Origin of the sequence: Mycobacterium sp. (assembly GCF_019243155.1) — a bacterium.
Classification (GTDB): domain Bacteria; phylum Actinomycetota; class Actinomycetes; order Mycobacteriales; family Mycobacteriaceae; genus Mycobacterium.
In genome coordinates this window covers 1-17,378 of record NZ_JAFAUS010000464.1, presented here as the reverse complement: position 1 = coordinate 17,378, position 17,378 = coordinate 1, and the positions used below count along the sequence as shown (strand labels likewise).

The 17,378-nt window shown below is 65.6% G+C and carries 17 protein-coding genes; 6 read left to right on the top strand and 11 right to left on the bottom strand.

The annotated features are described in order from the left end of the window. Positions 1 to 154 precede the first annotated feature (154 nt). Entirely contained in the window at positions 155 to 718 is a 564-nt protein-coding gene (locus JOZ00_RS23495; RefSeq protein ID WP_293348835.1) for a nuclear transport factor 2 family protein, read from the bottom strand. 105 nt (positions 719 to 823) lie between these two features. Here JOZ00_RS23495 and JOZ00_RS23490 point away from each other — a divergent pair, with 105 nt between their 5' ends. Together JOZ00_RS23490 and JOZ00_RS23485 are read left to right on the top strand one after the other, a co-directional pair. Then, positions 824 to 1,453, top strand: coding sequence for a TetR/AcrR family transcriptional regulator (locus JOZ00_RS23490; protein ID WP_293348841.1), 630 nt, complete (start codon positions 824 to 826; stop codon positions 1,451 to 1,453). 54 nt (positions 1,454 to 1,507) lie between these two features. Next, a complete protein-coding gene (locus JOZ00_RS23485) occupies positions 1,508 to 2,371 on the top strand; it encodes an SDR family NAD(P)-dependent oxidoreductase (protein WP_293348832.1) in 864 nt (287 codons plus the stop codon). Positions 2,372 to 2,395: 24 nt separating this feature from the next. On the opposite strand, the gene JOZ00_RS23480 is transcribed toward JOZ00_RS23485, so the two are convergent. From JOZ00_RS23480 to fabG, 6 genes are all read right to left on the bottom strand, one after another. Next, on the bottom strand, positions 2,396 to 2,758 hold the full coding sequence (locus tag JOZ00_RS23480) for a hypothetical protein (protein WP_293348829.1): 363 nt from the start codon (positions 2,756 to 2,758) through the stop codon (positions 2,396 to 2,398). 69 nt (positions 2,759 to 2,827) lie between these two features. Beyond that, positions 2,828 to 3,520 (bottom strand): GntR family transcriptional regulator, encoded by a 693-nt coding sequence (locus tag JOZ00_RS23475; protein WP_293348826.1) that lies wholly within the window; start codon positions 3,518 to 3,520, stop codon positions 2,828 to 2,830. Positions 3,521 to 3,524: 4 nt separating this feature from the next. Continuing rightward, on the bottom strand, positions 3,525 to 4,718 hold the full coding sequence (locus tag JOZ00_RS23470; protein WP_293348823.1) for an acyl-CoA dehydrogenase family protein: 1,194 nt from the start codon (positions 4,716 to 4,718) through the stop codon (positions 3,525 to 3,527). Between the two features lie 25 nt (positions 4,719 to 4,743). Continuing rightward, positions 4,744 to 5,946: a CoA transferase gene (locus JOZ00_RS23465; protein WP_293348820.1), complete on the bottom strand. Its 1,203-nt coding sequence runs from the start codon at positions 5,944 to 5,946 to the stop codon at positions 4,744 to 4,746. Then, positions 5,943 to 7,172, bottom strand: a complete 1,230-nt coding sequence (locus tag JOZ00_RS23460; RefSeq protein WP_293348817.1) for an acetyl-CoA C-acetyltransferase — start codon at positions 7,170 to 7,172, stop codon at positions 5,943 to 5,945. Before JOZ00_RS23460 ends, JOZ00_RS23465 begins: the two co-directional genes overlap by 4 nt. A 2-nt stretch (positions 7,173 to 7,174) precedes the next feature. Beyond that, positions 7,175 to 7,924, bottom strand: a complete 750-nt coding sequence (fabG, locus tag JOZ00_RS23455; RefSeq protein WP_293348814.1) for a 3-oxoacyl-ACP reductase FabG — start codon at positions 7,922 to 7,924, stop codon at positions 7,175 to 7,177. Positions 7,925 to 8,061: 137 nt separating this feature from the next. Here fabG and JOZ00_RS23450 point away from each other — a divergent pair, with 137 nt between their 5' ends. From JOZ00_RS23450 to JOZ00_RS23440, 3 genes are read left to right on the top strand one after another with little or no spacing between them, the layout of a single operon-like run. After that, the gene (locus JOZ00_RS23450; protein ID WP_293348810.1) at positions 8,062 to 9,246 is read left to right on the top strand and encodes an acyl-CoA dehydrogenase family protein; all 1,185 of its coding nucleotides are present in this window, start codon (positions 8,062 to 8,064) and stop codon (positions 9,244 to 9,246) included. 40 nt (positions 9,247 to 9,286) lie between these two features. Beyond that, entirely contained in the window at positions 9,287 to 10,120 is an 834-nt protein-coding gene (locus JOZ00_RS23445; RefSeq protein ID WP_293348807.1) for a mycofactocin-coupled SDR family oxidoreductase, read from the top strand. A 45-nt stretch (positions 10,121 to 10,165) separates the two neighbouring features. Beyond that, positions 10,166 to 10,591 carry a pyridoxamine 5'-phosphate oxidase family protein gene (locus tag JOZ00_RS23440; protein ID WP_293348804.1) on the top strand — a complete coding sequence of 142 codons (426 nt, stop codon included), beginning with the start codon at positions 10,166 to 10,168 and terminating at the stop codon, positions 10,589 to 10,591. Between the two features lie 3 nt (positions 10,592 to 10,594). On the opposite strand, the gene JOZ00_RS23435 is transcribed toward JOZ00_RS23440, so the two are convergent. The 4 genes from JOZ00_RS23435 to JOZ00_RS23420 form a co-directional block, all read right to left on the bottom strand. After that, on the bottom strand, positions 10,595 to 11,671 hold the full coding sequence (locus JOZ00_RS23435; protein ID WP_293348801.1) for an aminoglycoside phosphotransferase family protein: 1,077 nt from the start codon (positions 11,669 to 11,671) through the stop codon (positions 10,595 to 10,597). An 87-nt stretch (positions 11,672 to 11,758) separates the two neighbouring features. After that, positions 11,759 to 13,498: an ABC transporter ATP-binding protein gene (locus JOZ00_RS23430; protein ID WP_293348798.1), complete on the bottom strand. Its 1,740-nt coding sequence runs from the start codon at positions 13,496 to 13,498 to the stop codon at positions 11,759 to 11,761. Beyond that, positions 13,495 to 16,074, bottom strand: a complete 2,580-nt coding sequence (locus tag JOZ00_RS23425; protein WP_293348795.1) for an ABC transporter ATP-binding protein/permease — start codon at positions 16,072 to 16,074, stop codon at positions 13,495 to 13,497. The genes JOZ00_RS23430 and JOZ00_RS23425 overlap by 4 nt, the downstream gene beginning before the upstream one ends. Continuing rightward, positions 16,074 to 16,787 carry a TetR/AcrR family transcriptional regulator gene (locus JOZ00_RS23420; protein WP_293348792.1) on the bottom strand — a complete coding sequence of 238 codons (714 nt, stop codon included), beginning with the start codon at positions 16,785 to 16,787 and terminating at the stop codon, positions 16,074 to 16,076. The genes JOZ00_RS23425 and JOZ00_RS23420 overlap by 1 nt, the downstream gene beginning before the upstream one ends. A gap of 170 nt (positions 16,788 to 16,957) precedes the next feature. Between JOZ00_RS23420 and JOZ00_RS23415 the strand changes: the two genes are divergently transcribed. Continuing rightward, a complete protein-coding gene (locus tag JOZ00_RS23415; protein ID WP_293348838.1) occupies positions 16,958 to 17,377 on the top strand; it encodes a DCC1-like thiol-disulfide oxidoreductase family protein in 420 nt (139 codons plus the stop codon). Position 17,378: the final 1 nt, after the last annotated feature.

Here is a 17,378-nt window from a genome sequence, read left to right as displayed (position 1 = left end):
GGCAAGGTCGACGTCCGCCGGCTGCGAGAGATGCTGATCGAGGCGGATTGTTCTGGGGCAGAGCATTAGATGAGCGAGCCTCTCGTTTTCGAAACCATCAGCGGCTCGAATTCGATCTACCGCGCCATGCGCCCAGCCGGCATCTGAAGCGCAGCTACCAGCGGGCCGCTCCCGGTGTCTCCATCGTCAAAGGCCGTTGATAGGACAGGTCCTGACTATCACGGGTGCCGACCAGATAACCCTGCTCCTTGAAGAATTGCGACTGCAACACACGTGCGTCCGCCAGGAACATCCCCTCCACTGTCGAACGCCGAATTACGATGCGCCACTGTTCGTCCCGGCGCTCCAATCGATCCAGATAGCGCCCCGTGATGAACTGCGCGCTGCCGCCGTCACGCCCGATCAGGACGACGATGGCGTAACTCTCCGCGTGAGCCGTGTCGCCATCGATCTCGCACGAGTGCGTGGTGATGTTATGCGTGTGCATGATCGACGTTTCGGCGTGAGTTTTGTTGGCCCACTTCGCGTAATGGGGCCCCGAGTTGATCGCGCGGCCGTGCTCGTCGATGCCGTCGTGGTGGTAAGCCGCGGTGATGAGGTCATTGTCGTGGCGGTCGCACCCGCGAGCATGCCGGGCGATGCAATCGAGGATCGCAGTGCGATCGAGTAGGTACTGCACGTCGCGCTGCAACTGGGATAGGTCGATCTCCGCAGGCATGAGTCTCCACATCGTCGTGCCATCAGCGCACAACTTTGAGACTATACATGTGTACAGCGGTTGGCGAATGTCAAGATGGTTCGCTTTGAGACCAGTGAGGTGAAGATGGCGACAGCGCCCCGTCGCGTCGGTGCGGAGACGTCCAGGACGCGCGACCTGCTTCTGGACTGTGTCGAGAAGATGATGCTTGAAGAGGGTTACGCGAGCATCACTTACCGCGCGCTGGCCGCCAAGGCGGGGGTGACTCCGAGCCTGGTGCAGTACTACTTCCCGTCCCTCGACGAGATCTTCCTGGCCGCGATCAACCGATACTCCGAACGCAATCTCGCGGTGCTGGCCAAAGTCCTTGAAGCCCGGTCCGAGGATCCACTGCATGCGCTGTGGGACTTCAGCTGGGACGAGGCGACAGGTGCCCTCATGACCGAGTTCCTGGCGCTGGGAAACCACCGCAAGTCAATCCGTTCCGCCATTGCCGAAGTCACGAATCAGGTGCGCAGTGTGGAAGTCGAGGCGCTCGTCCGGAAATTCGGCAAAGGGACGCGCCTGAATGGCGACCTGTCGTTGAATGCGCTCGCCCTGCTGGTGACCGGGATCCCGAAGTTCCTCAATCTTGAGGAGGGCGTAGGGGTGGATGGCGCGCACGACGAAGTGGTCAACGCGATCGAAAAATATCTGGACTCCGTTGAGGCTCGGTCGACGCGCAGCAAGCGCAGGCGATCACGCTCACGCAGGTGAACTGCGGGTCAGCGGCTTGACTTGTCGTCGCTGTACGACTGTATAGTTCGATCCATGTCGGACCCGGACAGGATTGCGGTTGTCACCGGTGCGAGCAGAGGGGCGGGAGCGGGTATTGCCCGCGCGCTGGGCAGTCACGGGTACACCGTCTATCTGACCGGCCGCACGGAGAGATCTGGCGATTCATCCCAAGCGGGCTCCATCCAGGACACCGCCGAGCAGGTGAATGCCTTGGGCGGCAACGGTATTGCCGTGCGAGTCGACCACGCCGATGACCAGCAGGTGATCGACTTCTTCGAGCGGGTGCGTCATGAGCACGGCAGGATCGACGTGCTGGTCAACAATGCCGCGATCATCCGCGACGAGATGATGGGGCGGACGAAGTTTTGGGAAGAGCCGCTCAACGTCATGGACACGCTGGCGGTCGGGGTGCGTAGCAGTTACGTCGCCACCGTCCTGGCGGCGCCCTTGATGCTGCCCCAACGTAAGGGCCTGGTCGTGTTCACCTCCGCCTCGGGGGCGGTGCATTACGCGTTCGGCCCCGCTTATGGCGTGCCCAAGGCAGGTACCGACAAGATGGCGGCGGATATGGCCGTGGACTTCGAAGGCACTGGGATCGCTGCCGTTTCGATCTGGATGGGATCCCTGCTGACGCAACGCGTGCGGGACATCGTGGCGCGTAAGCCTGAGAAGCTCGGCTACGTTCTCGACATCGCCGAGACCCCGGAACTCACCGGCCACATCATTTCGCGACTGTACGAAGACCCGGATCTGGCCGAACTGAGCGGCCAGACCCTGATCGGCGCGGAGTTAGCCGTCAAGTATGGAATCAAGGATGCCGAAGGGCGACAGCCGCCGTCGTGTCGTGACCTGCACGGAGTCCACCCGCATCCCCACTTCCCCTATGTCATGCGGTGATTCGCAAGACGGTGCGGCGGTAGTCTACGGCACCCGCGTCCAGGGCTGACAGTTCTGCGACTCGAAGGCCTTGACCGAGGAGTTGATGTTCGCGAACATCGGGCCGACAGAGGTGTTCGTCTGAAGTACGTGGTCCTTGTTGGCATCCGGTGTGCTGTAGGTAAACCACGAGCACATCGAATCCTGGGTCGGCACGTTGTTGATCCACACTCCGAAGGCCGATCCCGAGCCGCCAGTGTGGTACAGGCCCGGGGCAATATCGGGCCCCACGACAAAGACGCCGTTGCCGGGGATCGGGTCCATGAGATCGGCGCCGGCGGGCGGCGCCAGGGCGATAGCTGTCACCGCTGCAACGAAAGCGGCCGATGCGCGACGCGCTGGGGACATGTTTCCTCGTTCTGTTGTGCCGTCCCCCGATGGCAGCGTATGCCCTGGCCAGGCGCGCTACAACAGAAATCACGAACTCGTCGGACGGGTCCCCTCGACAACCACGCCACGCGTCACGAGGTGATCGATCAAGGGAATCGCACCGGCGGCCAAGTGCTCCGACATCGCCGCACGCGCCGCCCCGTCGTCGCGCTTTTTCAGGGCCGACAGGATGCGCCGATGATCTTTCATCGATTGCTCCGGCCAGCCTTCGATCGCCGGAAACACCGATTCCGGTGCGTAGCGGGTGATCTGCAGCATCAGCTGGGCAAGCTTCGGGGAGTCCGCGGCGACGTTGATGGCCCGGTGGAACTGGTGATTGAGATGCACGGTCCGCTCGTTGTCGTCACCGGCGTAGGCGTCTTCGAGTTCGGCCTGGATCTGCTTGAGTTCGCGCAACTGGTCGTCGGTGATGTTGATCGCGGCCCGCGCCGCGAGTTCGCCGCCGACGTGTGCCTGCACGTTCGCGACGTCGGTGACATCACGCCCGGTCACCGGCAACACCACGAAGCCGCGGCGGGGCTGCTGGGCGATCAGGCCTTCCGCGCGCAGGGCAAAGAGCGCCTCCCGGACTGGCGTGACACTGATGCCCAATTCCGCGGCCAACTGGTCCAGGCGGACGTAAGACCCGGCGACATACCTGCCGTCGAAGATCCGCTGGCGGATCAGGCGCGCGACATCGTCGGAAAGTTGCGGTCGCGCAGCGAAATCCGGAACGCTCATTGCCTCACACCTGATACTCGGCGAGTAGCCGCTTGCTGATGATGTTCTTCTGGATTTCGCTCGTTCCCTCGCCGATGAGGAGGAACGGTGCGTCGCGCATCAGCCGCTCGATCTCATATTCCTTGGAGTAGCCGTAACCGCCGTGGATCCGGAAGCTCTGTTGCGTGACCTCGGAACAGAACTCGCTGCAGAGGTATTTGGCCATCCCGGCGGCGACGTCGTTGCGCTCCCCCGAGTCTTTCAGCCGCGCCGCGTTGACCATCATCAGATGCGCGGCTTCGACTTTGGTGGCCATCTCGGCGAGCTGGAAGGCGATGGCCTGGTGCTCCGCGATCGGCTTGCCAAACGTCTGGCGCTGTTGCGCGTACCGCACGGCGAGTTCGAAGGCGCGGATGCCCACGCCGACGGCCCGGGCCGACACGTTGACACGGCCGACCTCGATGCCGTCCATCATCTGGAAGAAGCCTTGCCCCGGAGTGCCGCCGAGGATGTCGTCCGCGCTCGCGTGATACCCGTCGAAGATGAGTTCGGTGGTGTCGATGCCCTTGTAACCCAGCTTGTCGATCTTTCCGGGAATCACTAAACCGGGCAGGACTTCTCCGAAGCCCGTTGGCTTTTCGACCAGAAACGCGGTCAGGTTGCGGTGCGCTTTTTCCGCGCCCTCGTCGGTGCGCACCAACACGGCGATCAGCGTCGAGCTGCCGCCGTTGGTGAGCCACATCTTCTGACCGTTGATGGTGTAGTCGCCGTCGGGGTTTCGCGTGGCGCGAGTCCGGATCGCGGCGACGTCGGAGCCCAGCTCGGGCTCCGACATCGAGAAGGCGCCGCGTGTCTCGCCCGTCGCCATACGCGGCAGGAAACGCTGCTTCTGCTCGTCGGTGCCGTGCTGGCGCAGCATGTACGCCACGATGAAGTGCGTGTTGAGCACCCCGGACACGCTCATCCAGCCGCGCGCCAGCTCCTCCACACACAGTGCATAGGTCAGCAGCGACTCCCCCAGACCGCCGTACTCCTCGGGAATCATCAGCCCGAACAAGCCCATCTCGCGCATCTGGTCGACGAGTTCCTGCGGATAGGTGTCGCCACGCTCCAGCTCCGCGGCGTGCGGAATGACTTCCTTTTCGACGAATTGCTTTACGGTAGCCAGGATCTCGGTCTGAATGTCGGTCAATCCGATGGTCTGGGCGAGTTTCGTCATTGCGCTGTCTTTCTCTTTCGGCTGCTCAGCAAGCGATCGTCTTGGCGTTCGTCAGGCGCTCGAGGTCGCCGCTCGTCAAACCCAGGCACCGCCCGAGGACGTCTGCGGTGTCTTGCCCCAAGGCGGGAGCGGGCGCGGGCGCGGGATAGTTGCCGTCGATCGCGGCGGGCAGGCCCGCCGCGAAATAATCGCCGAGACCCGGCTGGTTGAGTCGGGAAAACAGCGGATTGGCAGTCACTTTCGGCCCTGCCGCGACCTCCGCGAAAGTGCGATACCGCTCGACCAAGACCGTGGTGTCCGACAGCGCGGCAGTGATCTCGTCCGCAGTGTGATCGGTGAACCAGGTGGCGAACAGGCCCGACAGCACCTCGCGGTAGCGATAGCGATCACCCTCGGTTCCGAAATCAACGCTCAGCGCCTCGGCGAGCGCCAAAACCGCCGCTGCCGTGCCCGTTACGTCGACCAGGTCGCGAAAGTGCCGGCCCGTCAATGCGACAACCATGAATCTGACCCCGTCGCGGCTGATGAAATCCTGCCCGTACTGGCCGTAGATGGCATTGCCCAGACGCTGGCGCTGGGTGCCGTTGACTTGCGGCTCGGTCAGCAATCCCAGATTTCCGGCGGTGGCCAGCGCAACGTCTTCGAGCGCCAGGCTGATTCGCGCGCCCGTCCCTGACTGTTCACGACGACGGACCGCGGTGACGACCGCCAGCGCGGCGTACAGCCCGCAACACACGTCCCAGGCCGGCAATACGTGGTTGATCGGACCGGCGTGGCCGATGGGGCCCGTGACGAGCGGGAATCCGATACCCGCGTTGACCGTGTAGTCCACCCCGGTCGAGCCGTCACCGCGCCCGAGCAGCTGAACGTGAATGACGTCCGGGCGCTTGGCCTTCAGGAGATCGTGGCTCAGCCAAGACAATCCGGCAGCGTTGGTCACCACGATGCCGTCGCCCTCGACGATCAGCCGCTGAACCAGTTCCTGCCCCTCGGCCGAACGCAGATCGATGCTGGCTGAGCGTTTCCCCTTGTTCAGGCCGGTCCAATAGATTGACGTGCCGTCCGCCGCGAGCGGCCAGCGCTGCACATCGGAAGCGCCACCGATCGGGTCCACCCGAATCACTTGCGCCCCAAGTTGACTCAGTGTCATCCCGCACAGCGGGGCGGCAACGAAACTGGATACCTCCACCACGGTGAGGCCGCTCAACGGCAACCCCGGATCGGTCATCTCGGACCGACCCGTTCGAAGATCGCCGCCAGGCCTTGCCCACCGCCGATGCACATGGTCTCCAGCCCGTAGCGCGCCTCGCGGCGGGTGAGTTCGCGCGCCAGGGTGGCCAGCACCCGGCCGCCCGTCGCACCGACCGGGTGTCCCAGCGAGATTCCCGATCCGTGCACGTTGGTGCGCTCGTGGTCGGCGGCGCCGAATTTCCACTCCCGCATGACCGCCAGCGCCTGCGCTGCGAACGCCTCGTTGAGTTCGATGAGGTCGATGTCACTCAGCTGCAACCCGGCCTTGGCGAGCGCGACCTCGGTCGCGGGAACCGGGCCGATGCCCATGATGTTGGGCGCGACGCCTGCCACACCCCACGACACCAACCGCACCAACGGCGTCAACCCGTATTCGTCGGCCTTCTCGGCGGTGGTCACCACACACATCGACGCCGCATCGTTCTGCCCGCTGGCGTTGCCGGCCGTCACCGTCGCCTCCGGATCATCTTTCAGCAGAACAGGTTTGAGCTTGCCCAACGAATCGACCGACGTGTCGGCGCGCGGATGCTCGTCGGTGTCGATCACTTCTTCGCCCTGCCGGGTCGGCACCGACACTGGAATGATCTCCTCGGCCATGACCCCGTCCTTCTGCGCGGCAACCGCACGCTGGTGTGAGCGCACCGCGAGCTCGTCCTGCTCCAGACGCGAAATGCCATACTGGCGCCGCAAATTCTCGGCCGTCTCCAGCATCCCCCCGGGCACCGGGTAGCGCCGACCGCCTGCGGTGGTGCGTCCGCGCGCCAGCCCATCGTGCACGCGGACACCGCTGCGGGCTCCGCCCCAGCGCATATCGGTCGAATAGAAGGCGACGTTGCTCATGCTTTCGCAGCCGCCGGCGATGACGAGATCGTGGTCGCCGCTGCGCACCTGCAGACTTGCCTGGAGCACCGCTTGCAGGCCCGAGCCGCAGCGACGGTCGACCTGCATACCGGGAACCGTCACGGGCAGACCGGAATCCAGCGCCACCACGCGTCCGATCGCCGGCGCCTCGCTGCTGGGGTAGCAGTGTCCGAGGATGATGTCCTGGACCGCTTCCGGCGCAATCCCGGTCCGCTCGAGGAGACCCTTCAGCGCGGCGACACCGAGGTCGACGGCGCTCTGCGAGGAGAACATTCCGCCGTAGCGGCCGATCGGCGTTCGGACGGGCTCACAGATGACGACTTCGCGCACTTCAGCTCCCATCTCTAAAGATGCCGGCCGCCAGTGATTTCCATGACGGTGCCGGTCATGTACGAGGACAGGTCAGAGGCCAGGAACAGGGCGACACTGGCGACCTCGCTGGGCTCCCCCGCCCGTCCCATCGGCACCTCGGCCTCCTTCTGGTCCCAGATGTGTTGCGGCATGGCTTCTGTCATCGCCGACCGGATCAAGCCGGGGGCGATCGCATTGACCCGCACACCGAGGTAGGCGAGCTCCTTGGCCGCGGCCTTGGTCATTCCGACGATCCCGGCCTTGGCGGCCGAGTAGTTGGTCTGGCCGATCATCCCGACCTTGCCGGACACCGAGGACATGTTGATGATCGCGCCGCGCTTGTTCTCCCGCATGATCGCCGCGGCCAGCCGGATCCCGTTCCAGGTCCCCTTCAGGTGCACGTCGATGACCTGATCGAACTGTTCTTCGGTCATCTTGCGCATCGTCGCGTCGCGGGTGATCCCGGCGTTGTTGACCATGATGTCGAGGCCGCCGAATCGGTCGACCGCGGTCTGGATCAGCGCTTCGACGTCGGACGCTTGCGTCACGTCGCAGCGGACCGCCAGCGCAACGCCGTCGCCGCCGAGCTGCTGGGCCGCCTTTTCCGTCGCCTCGAGGTTGACATCTCCGAGCACGACCCGCGCGCCCTCGGCCACGAATCTCTCCGCGATCGCGAAACCGAGACCTTGCGCGGCACCGGTAACCACCGCAGTCTGACCGCTCAGCAACGACACGTCGATCACGCTTCCTTTTCTGGTCTTTGTTTGTCGGCCGCCAGGCCTCTTCCGCTCGAATATCGTATTTCATATAGGATCGCGGCCGGTGCCGGGGTGTCCGCGCCCGTGCCCGCGAGCGACTGCCGATGAGGAGCGTCTGCAACATGACCACCGATGAGGTCCCCGAGGTTTCGGACGAGGATTTCGGAGAGATCCGCGCCCAGACCCGTCACTTCGTCCGCACCGCGGTGGTACCGCGCGAGCAGGAGATCCTGACCGACGACCGGGTGCCGGACGATCTACGCGAGCAGGCCAAGAAGATGGGGCTGTTCGGTTACGCGATTCCGCAGCGGTGGGGTGGCCTCGGGCTCAATCTCGTGCAAGACGTCGAATTGGCAATGGAATTGGGCTACACCTCGCTGGCGCTGCGATCGATGTTCGGCACCAACAACGGCATCGCCGGTCAAGTACTCGTCGGCTTCGGCACCGACGCGCAGAAGACTCGATGGCTGGAGTCGATGGCCTCCGGCGATGTCGTGGCCTCGTTCGCGTTGACGGAGCCCGGCGCCGGATCGAACCCCGCCGGTCTGCGGACCAAAGCCGTCCGCGACGGCTCCGACAAAGACGCGGCGTGGGTGATCTCCGGACAGAAGCGCTTCATCACCAACGCGCCCGTCGCCGATCTGTTCGTGGTCTTCGCACGCACCCGGCCGGCCGACGACAAGGGCCCCGGCATAGCCGTCTTCCTGGTACCCGCGGATTCCGACGGCGTCGAGGTCGGCGCCAAGGACGCCAAGATGGGCCAAGAGGGTGCGTGGACCGCAGACGTCAACTTCAACGATGTCCGCGTCGAAGCCGGCGCGCTCATCGGTGGCGACGAGGACATCGGCTACCGCGCGGCGATGACCTCGCTGGCCCGGGGCCGGGTCCACATCGCCGCCCTCGCGGTGGGTGCGGCCCAACGCGCGCTCGACGAATCCGTTTCCTACGCGGCCACCGCTACCCAGGGGGGCGCGCCGATCGGCAGCTTTCAATTGGTGCAGGCGATGCTCGCCGACCAGCAGACCGGGGTGCTGGCAGGGCGCGCCCTTGTCCGCGACGCCGCGCGGCAATGGGTCACCAACTCCGACCGCAGGATCGCGCCGTCGGCCGCCAAGCTCTTCTGCACCGAGATGGCCGGCAAGGTAGCCGACCTCGCGGTGCAGGTGCATGGCGGCAGCGGCTACATGCACGGTGTCCCCGTCGAACGCATCTACCGCGACGTACGACTGCTGCGGCTCTACGAAGGCACCAGCGAGATTCAGCGCTTGATCATCGGATCCAACCTCGTCAAGGCGGCGCAGCGCTGACAAGCGCTGTGCGGCGACCAAACTCACCAGAGGAGACAACATGAGCGGCACGCGTGAAGGCCGGCTACAGGGCAGAGTGGCATTCATCACCGGGGCGGCGCGGGGCCAGGGCCGGGCGCATGCCGTACGCATGGCGCGGGAAGGCGCCGACATTATCGCCGTCGACATCGCGGACAAGCTCCCCTCCTGCGTCCCGTACGCTTCGGCGACCCAGGAAGATCTGGACGAAACCGTTCGCCTCGTAGAAGAGGCGAACGGCCGAGTCTTCGCCGCGGCCGTCGACACCCGCGACTTCGACGGACTCCACAAGGTCGTCGACGACGGAGTCGCCGCGCTGGGACGGCTCGACATCATCGTCGCCAACGCCGGTATCGCCGCCCCGCAGGCGTGGAACGAGATCACGCCCGAGTCCTTTCGCGATGTCATGGACATCAACGTGACCGGCACCTGGAACACCGTGATGGCGGGTGCGGAAAAGATCATCGATGGCGGCCGCGGTGGCTCGATCATCCTGATCAGCTCGGCGGCCGGCATGAAGATGCAGCCGTTCATGATTCACTACACCGCGAGCAAGCATGCCATCACCGGCTTGGCGCGGGCTTTCGCCGCGGAACTGGGCAAGCACTCGATCCGGGTCAACAGCGTGCACCCCGGACCGGTGAACACCCCGATGGGATCCGGCGACATGGCCGCGGCAGTGGGCAAGACCATGGAAACCAACCCGCAGCTGTCGCACGTCCTGACACCGTTTCTGCCGGACTGGATCGCCGAGCCCGACGAGATCGCGGACACCGTGTGCTGGCTCGCCAGTGATGAATCGCGCAAAGTCACGGCCGCGCAGATTCCGGTCGACCAGGGTTCGACACAGTACTGACGGGGCCTCGGGAATAGCTCGTTCAGATCGGCGATTGGAGTCGACATGAAGAGTTTCAGCGAAACCGAGCGCCAGGAGTTCCTCGCCGACAAGCATGTCGGCGTGCTGTCCGTCGCGGCTGATGGCCGGCCGCCGGCCAGCGTGCCGATCTGGTACGACTACAGCGTCGGCGGGGACGTCCGGATCATGACCGGGGCGTCCAGCCGCAAGGCCCGACTCATCGAGAAGGCCGGCGCGGTGACGCTGGTGGTGCAGCGCGAGGAGCCGCCGTACCAGTACGTGGTGGTGGAGGGCACCATCGTCGACGCCACCACACCCGCTCCGGCGGACATACAGGAGGCCATCGCGATCCGCTACCTCGGCGAGGAAGCCGGTCCCGCATTCGTCAAGAGCCTCGAGGGCGTGGAAGAGGTGTTGTTCACCATCCGCCCGGACCGCTGGCTCAGCGCGGATTTCAGCGACGAGCTGTAAGCCTCAGGCGATCAGGTCCAGCGTTCCCAGATCGCGGACCGCACGGCTGCCGCGCTGCAGCATGGTGACCATCATGTCGTCACCGCGCTCGGTCGACGAGGCGAAGGCAAACCCGAGGGCGGATATCAACAGCGCCTGGGGTACCCCGAGTCGGTAGTCGCGCCAACATGTTTCGCGGTCGTATCCGGTGACGCCGTGGCCCAGCAGCGCCCGGTGATAGTCGCCGACAAGGCCCTCCTCGATGGAGGTGCGGAGTTGCGAATCCAGGCTGGTCGCGGTGAAGTACGCCAGATCTCTGGCCGGCAGGCCCACACCGAGCGTCTGCCAGTCGACGACGCTCACCCAGCTCTGACCCGGATCGAACAGTAGGTTGTCGAGCCGATAATCGCCGTGCAGCAGGGCGAATCGCTGCTGTTCGGTGAAGAGCCAGGGCGTGATCAAACCCATTGTCTCAGAAAAGGTCTCACGGTCCTCGGCGCTTAGGCGGGGACCAAGCTTCTCCAGCGTGATGTCGGCACTCATCTTCGCCACGTCGCCAAGTCCCTTGGCGGATGCCTCATCTGGGCGGGGAAACGCGAGCCCGGGCAGATCCAGAAAGTAGGGGTCGCACCAACTGGGGCCATGCAATCCCGCCAACGCCACCACCGCGAGCCGCGCCTGCTGCTCGTCGCAGCCGGCGATTTGATCTCCCTGCACGGCGGGCGCCTGATCGGCGAGCAACAGCGCGTAATCCAAGCCGTCTTCGGTGATCTCGCAGTAGAAACACCGCGGCGTGGGCGCCGCGACGCGATCGGCCACCGTGGCGTAGAACGCACACTCGCTGCGGTAGCCGATGGTGACGCGTTCGCGCACGGTGTCGTCCTGCGCCGGCAGTTTGATCACGAACGTTTGCGGCAGGTCGTCGGGTTCCGACGCGTACCGGGCGGTCACCCGGTAGGTCGCACCGGTCTGTCCGGTGCCGATCGGCACCACGTCCACTTCGGCGACCTCGACGGTTGCGCTGCCATCACTGAGTGCGGCCGACAGCCATTCGGGGGTCACGTCGGCCGGATACCGGGGAATCGACATCACAGCACTCATAAGCAGCACGCCTCCTGTACCCGGACAGCTCGGTCCGACTGACAAACTGTAAGGCATACGGCAAGAGTTGCGGTCAACCGCGGTGATCTAGTCGGTGAGGATCCGCCATTCGGCGGCCTCGTGCTGCTGCCGCCAGAATTCCTCGAAACGCCCACCCGCGGCGAGCAATTCGTCGACCGTGCCATCCTCGACGACACTGCCGTTATCGAGAAACAGGACACGGTCGGCGTGACTGATGCTGGCCAATCGATGCGCGACGATCACCTGGGTGCGCGACCTCGGGTCGGCGGTGAGCGCGTCGACCACCGCGGCCTCGTTCTCGGTGTCCAGGGCGCTGGTCGCCTCGTCTACCAGCAGTATCGGCGCGGGTTTCAGCAGCGCCCGGGCAATGCTGACGCGTTGGCGTTCGCCTCCGGACAGCGCGGAACCGGCTTCACCGACGATGCTGGCCGCACCGTCGGGCAGCCTGCCGATCAGCTCGTCGACGCGGGCGAGCGACAGGGCCCGCGCGAACTGCTCGTCGCCCGCGCCGGGGTCTCCGGCGAACACGTTGTCGCGGATCGTCCCGTGAAACAGGTAGGGATGCTGAAACACAACGCTGCTTGCCGCCCGCCGGGCGTCGGCGTCCAGGCTCGCGGCGTCGACACCGTCGATCAGGATGCGGCCACGGGCGGGTTCGTGCAGTCCGGCGATCAAGGCCAGGACCGTGCTCTTGCCCGAACCCGATGGTCCGACGATCGCCGTCGTGCTGCCCGGTGCCAGCGAGAAGCTCACCCCGTCCAGCACCGGTGCGCTGGCGCCATCGTAGGAGAAGGCGACGTCGTCGAACTCGACGCGAGGTGCCCTGTCCGCGTCCGGCAAGACGGTGGCACCCGCATTCATCAGTGGCGCGGTGAGCACCGAACGAATGTTGTCGAGCGTGCCGCGGGTGCTCTCCAGCGCCGGCGCCAATTCGCTGATGGTGGTGTACGGCTCCAGGTAGCGCACGATCACGACGATCAGCGCGACGGCCTCGGCCACCGTGAGCGTCCCGTTCACCGTCAACGCCGTAGTGACCCCCGCCAGCAGGATCAACGACAGCTGACTGGCGAGACTGAACAGCAGCTGCCCCGGTACCTGCATGGACAGCAGCCGCATGGTCGCGCCGTGCTGTGCGGTCAACGCGTCGCCGACCAGGCTGCGCGCCGGCTCGACGCGCCGCGCGGCCCGTAACGCCTGCTGGGTTCGGGCGAATTCGATGATCCGCTCGGTGAACGCGCTATTGGCTTCGGCGGCAACCGAATCGGCGCGGCGCGCCAGTCGGGCCGACGCCCATAACGCACCCAGGAGCAGCGGCACACCGCCAAGCGCGGCCACGCCGAGTTGCCACGAGACCGGTAGCAACGCCAGCGCGATGGCCGCGGGCAGCAGGATGGCGGAAGTCAGCGGCGTCAGCAGGTTGACGACGAGGCCGACGAGTTCGGGACCGGTGGCCGCAATCGCCTGCCGGGCCGTCGCCGTGTGCTCGGCCGTGAACCAATCCAGCCGGACGCCGGGCAACCGGTCCGCCACGTCGTGCTGGCTGTGGTCGAGCACCGAGAAACCCAGATCGAAGCCGATCCGGGCGGTTGCGGTGTCGATCGTCCAGCCGATGACCGTAGCGGCGGTGAGCCAACCGAGCCACACCAGCGCATAGGTTGGCGTGCCGCTGAACAACGCGCCGACCAAAGGGACGAGCAATACGGCGGCTATTGCCCGCACCACGACGGAAGACAACGCGAGCACTATGTAGGCAACGACCTTCGCGCGCCGGTCCCCCGGCACGAGGCTCAACCACGTGCGGATCATCGCGCTCCCTCCTGAATTTCGAGAGTTGCCGCGGCCGCTACCGGCTCGCGACGTCCGCCCTCCCAGAGCCGTCGGTACCGGCCGTCGGCGGCCAGCAACTCGTCGTGCGTGCCGCGTTCGGCGATCCGGCCATGGTCCAGCACCACGATCTGGTGCGCCCGGGTGATGGTGTGCAGGCGATGAGCGATTACCAGCACCGTGCGTTCCCGGGTCAACCGGTTAAGCGCCTGCTGCACAAGGTATTCCGATTCCGGGTCGGCGAAGGCGGTGGCCTCGTCGAGGATCAGAACCGGGGTGTCGGCCAGGATCGCCCGGGCGATCGTGAGCCGTTGCCGCTCACCGCCCGACAGCCCGGCCCCCGCGCCCAGCATGGTGTCGTAGCCCTGCGGCAGCCGCATGATGCGGTCGTGGATCTGCGCCTGGCGCGCCGCCTCCTCGACCTGGGCCGCGGTGGCGTCGGGGACGGCCAGCACAATGTTTTCCGCGACGGTGCCGTGCACCAGCTGCGTGTCCTGCAGGACGAAACCGACCTGCGCATAGAGCTCGTCGGCGGTCATCGACCGAATATCCTGTCCCCCAACACGTATCGCGCCCTGATCGACGTCGTGGAAGCGGCCCAGCAGGGCGGCCATCGTCGACTTGCCGGATCCCGACGGCCCGACCAGGGCGGTGACGGTGCCGGGTCGCAACGTCAGCGACACATCGCGAATCACCGGGACGTCGGGGCGGTAGCCGAAACTGACGTGGTCGAACACCACCGTCGAATCCGTGCCGGGCTGGTCGTGTTCCAGCACGTCGAGTTCGGGCTCGTCGAGGGTGTTCTGCAGACGTCGGGCGGCCAGCATGCCGGCGCGGATGCCACCGAGCCCGTAGGCGATGCCGAGCAGTCGCGCACCAAAAGTGGTGCCCAACAACAGGAATGGCAATAGATTCACCGGGTCCATTTGACCGGCGACGATCAGCAGCGTGCCGGTGAGCGCGATGAGCCACAGGAAGCTCGAGGGCCGGGTGACCAGATCCATCAGCGTCTTCTTGCCGGCCAGCGGACGCTGCCAGCCGACCAGGAACCCGACGTACTCGTCGAGGCGGCGCCGGAAGCTCGACGCGGCCGCACCGCCGAACACCCGAATCACCGGCTGGCCTTCGAGATACGCGCCGGCCTCACCACTCATCTTCTCGGCCCAGCGCTGCGACTGCGGGATGCGCGGGCCCGACTGGATCGTCAGCGACGACGTCAGCACCAGGTAAACGAGGACGGGCAAGAACAGCACCAGCGCCACCCGCCAGTCGACGACGAACAGATACACCAGCACCGCGACCGGCGCGACGACGGCGGCGACCGCGTCCGGGATGGCGTGGGTGACCAGATAGTGCAGGGACAACGTGTCGTCGGTCAGCAACTGCTTGATCGAACCCGAACCGCGTGCGGTGAACCAACCCAAGGGCAGCCGAGACATCTTCCGCAGCAAGCTGGTTCGCAAATCACGGGCGAACCGCGCGTCGACGACATGCAGCCACAGCGTGAGGGCGGCGCCGAGCACCGTGCCCAGCCCGAGCAATGACACGGCAGCGATTACGACGTCCCACAGTCGCGCCGCCGGCGCCTTGGTGACCAGCAGCCGGGCCAGCTCGACCAGCAGCACGAACGGCGCCAGCTGCACCAGGGTGATCACCGCCTGCAACACGCCCGAGAGGATCAGCGACGACTTCAGCGGCGCCAGCAGCCGGCCGGCACCCTGGGCCCGCCAACTACCTTTGGCTGCCGGTGCCTGAACACGTTGTGCTGAAGGCTCTTTCGTAACGATATGCCTGGGCGCTTCGACCTCGTCGCGACGCTGGGTTCCCATCGCGCGCCCGGCACTCCAGTAGGCCTGGGCGTGCACCTCGGACTTGGGGAAGCCGAATTCGTCACGCAACCGCGCTCGCACGTGCTTGAGCGTCGTGGCCTCGGGGGTCGCCCACGCGTACCAGTCGGACCAATTGCGGGTCTCGATCGCTGCGGCCAGCGACTTCTCATCGCGCCGGGTAACCCAGTGCACTCGTAGCCGGGGATGTTGCGTGATGGGAATCAACGGGTCGTTGTCGTCGTGCTGTTCGAGATACATCTCGACCGGGACATCACTCGGGACGACTCCGACGATCCCGTTCATTCCCGGGATTGACGCGGAATCACCGATCAGCAGGTAGCCGGCCGGCTGCTCGTCGGGGACATCGAAACGCGACGAGCCCATCAATGCCATGACCGCGATCGTGGCGCCCGGCTGCACGCCGCGCGCCCATTGCGATGCCGGACCGGCCGGCTCGTGCAGCACGATGTCGACCGCGAAGCGGCCAGCGGGGACGTCCGAGTCCGAAATCGTGTAGGCGCGCTGGAATTCGGTATTCGATCCATCCGGATCCGGAAACCAGAACCGCAGCCATGCAGCAGGTTCGGCGTCCACGTCCTCGAACAGCGTTGCCGACTCCATGCGCACTCGAATGAAGTGCGGGGCGATGCGGACGGTTTCGATCACCGTTGCGGTGTGGTCGCGAGCGCCGAAACTTCGCAACATCACGCCCTGGAACCCGCGTGCCATTAACGGTCCTTTCCTGCGTCGCTCAATTCCGCGACGACTTCGTCGATCGGACGACCCGGCGCGGTCATCGTGACCAGGCCCCGGATGGAAGCGGCCAGCAAGAGCCGCACGAACTCTGCATTCGACACCTGCGACACACACCCGTGCGCCGCACCCAGCTGCGGATCGCCGGCTAGCCGGTCGGCGATGGCGTCGCGTTCGGCCTCGAATCCGGTGGCATGGTCTCCCCCGGTTGCGCCGGCATTGCTCTCTTCGCGGGCGGCCAGGCTGATGACCAAAGTGGCCACAGCGCTGCTCAACAAGATGGCCGCTTCCGCGGAGTAGCCGCGACGGCTCAGCGCCGCGACCTCCGCCGCCAGCAACCGCCGGCCGGCGTCGCCCCGCGGAAAGAGCACCTGAAGGTACGTCGCCAAGCCGGGATGCCCGGCGGTGAAATCCCGCAGCTGGACAGCGAACGAGAGCAGGTGCTCTGCGGTGTCGGCGGTGGGATCATCGCGCAGGTCGAGCTCGGCGAGCAGGCTTTCGCCGACCAGCCGCTCGAGGTCCCACCTGCCCTCGACGTAGCGGTACAACGCGGTCGCCGTGACGCCGAGCCGCGAGGCCACGGCGTTGATGCTCAGCCGCCGCATTCCGAGGTCGCGACCGATCGCGACGACGTCATCGAGCGTGATGAGCGGCGGGCGGCCGCCCTGGCGGGACGCAATCGTTCGCATTCGCATCACACTCCGGCTCGGTAAGTTACCCCCACAAACTAAGGGTTGCCTTACCAAAGGTCAACTGCCGAAGTGCTGACGATCGACGATCCAATCGCAAAAGCGATATCGCATGCGATATCGCTTTCGAACAAATCAGTAGGCTTGAGAACGTGAACGGGGAATCGCGGATCGATCTGGCGACGCCGGTCCTGCTCTACGACGGCGTCTGCGGCGTCTGCAACTGGGGGGTGCGCACACTGCTTCGCTTGGACCCCAACGGCGACTTGCGATTTGCAGCCCTGGACAGCGACTTCGCCAAAGCGATCATTGACCGGCACCCCGACATTCAGAACGTCGACTCGGTGGTGTTCGTCGACGCACCCGGGCGTCCCGCGGAACGGGTCGCCGTCCGATCCGGGGCCATGTTGCGGGCGGCGGATTATCTCGGCGGCCCATGGAAACTGCTCACGGTAGGCCGCATTGTGCCGGTGCCACTACGCGACTGGCTCTACGACAGGTTCGCCGACATCAGGTATCGCGTTTTTGGCAAGTACGACAGTTGTCCGCTGCCGTCGCCACAAGTCCGCGCACGATTCTTGGACGCCTGAC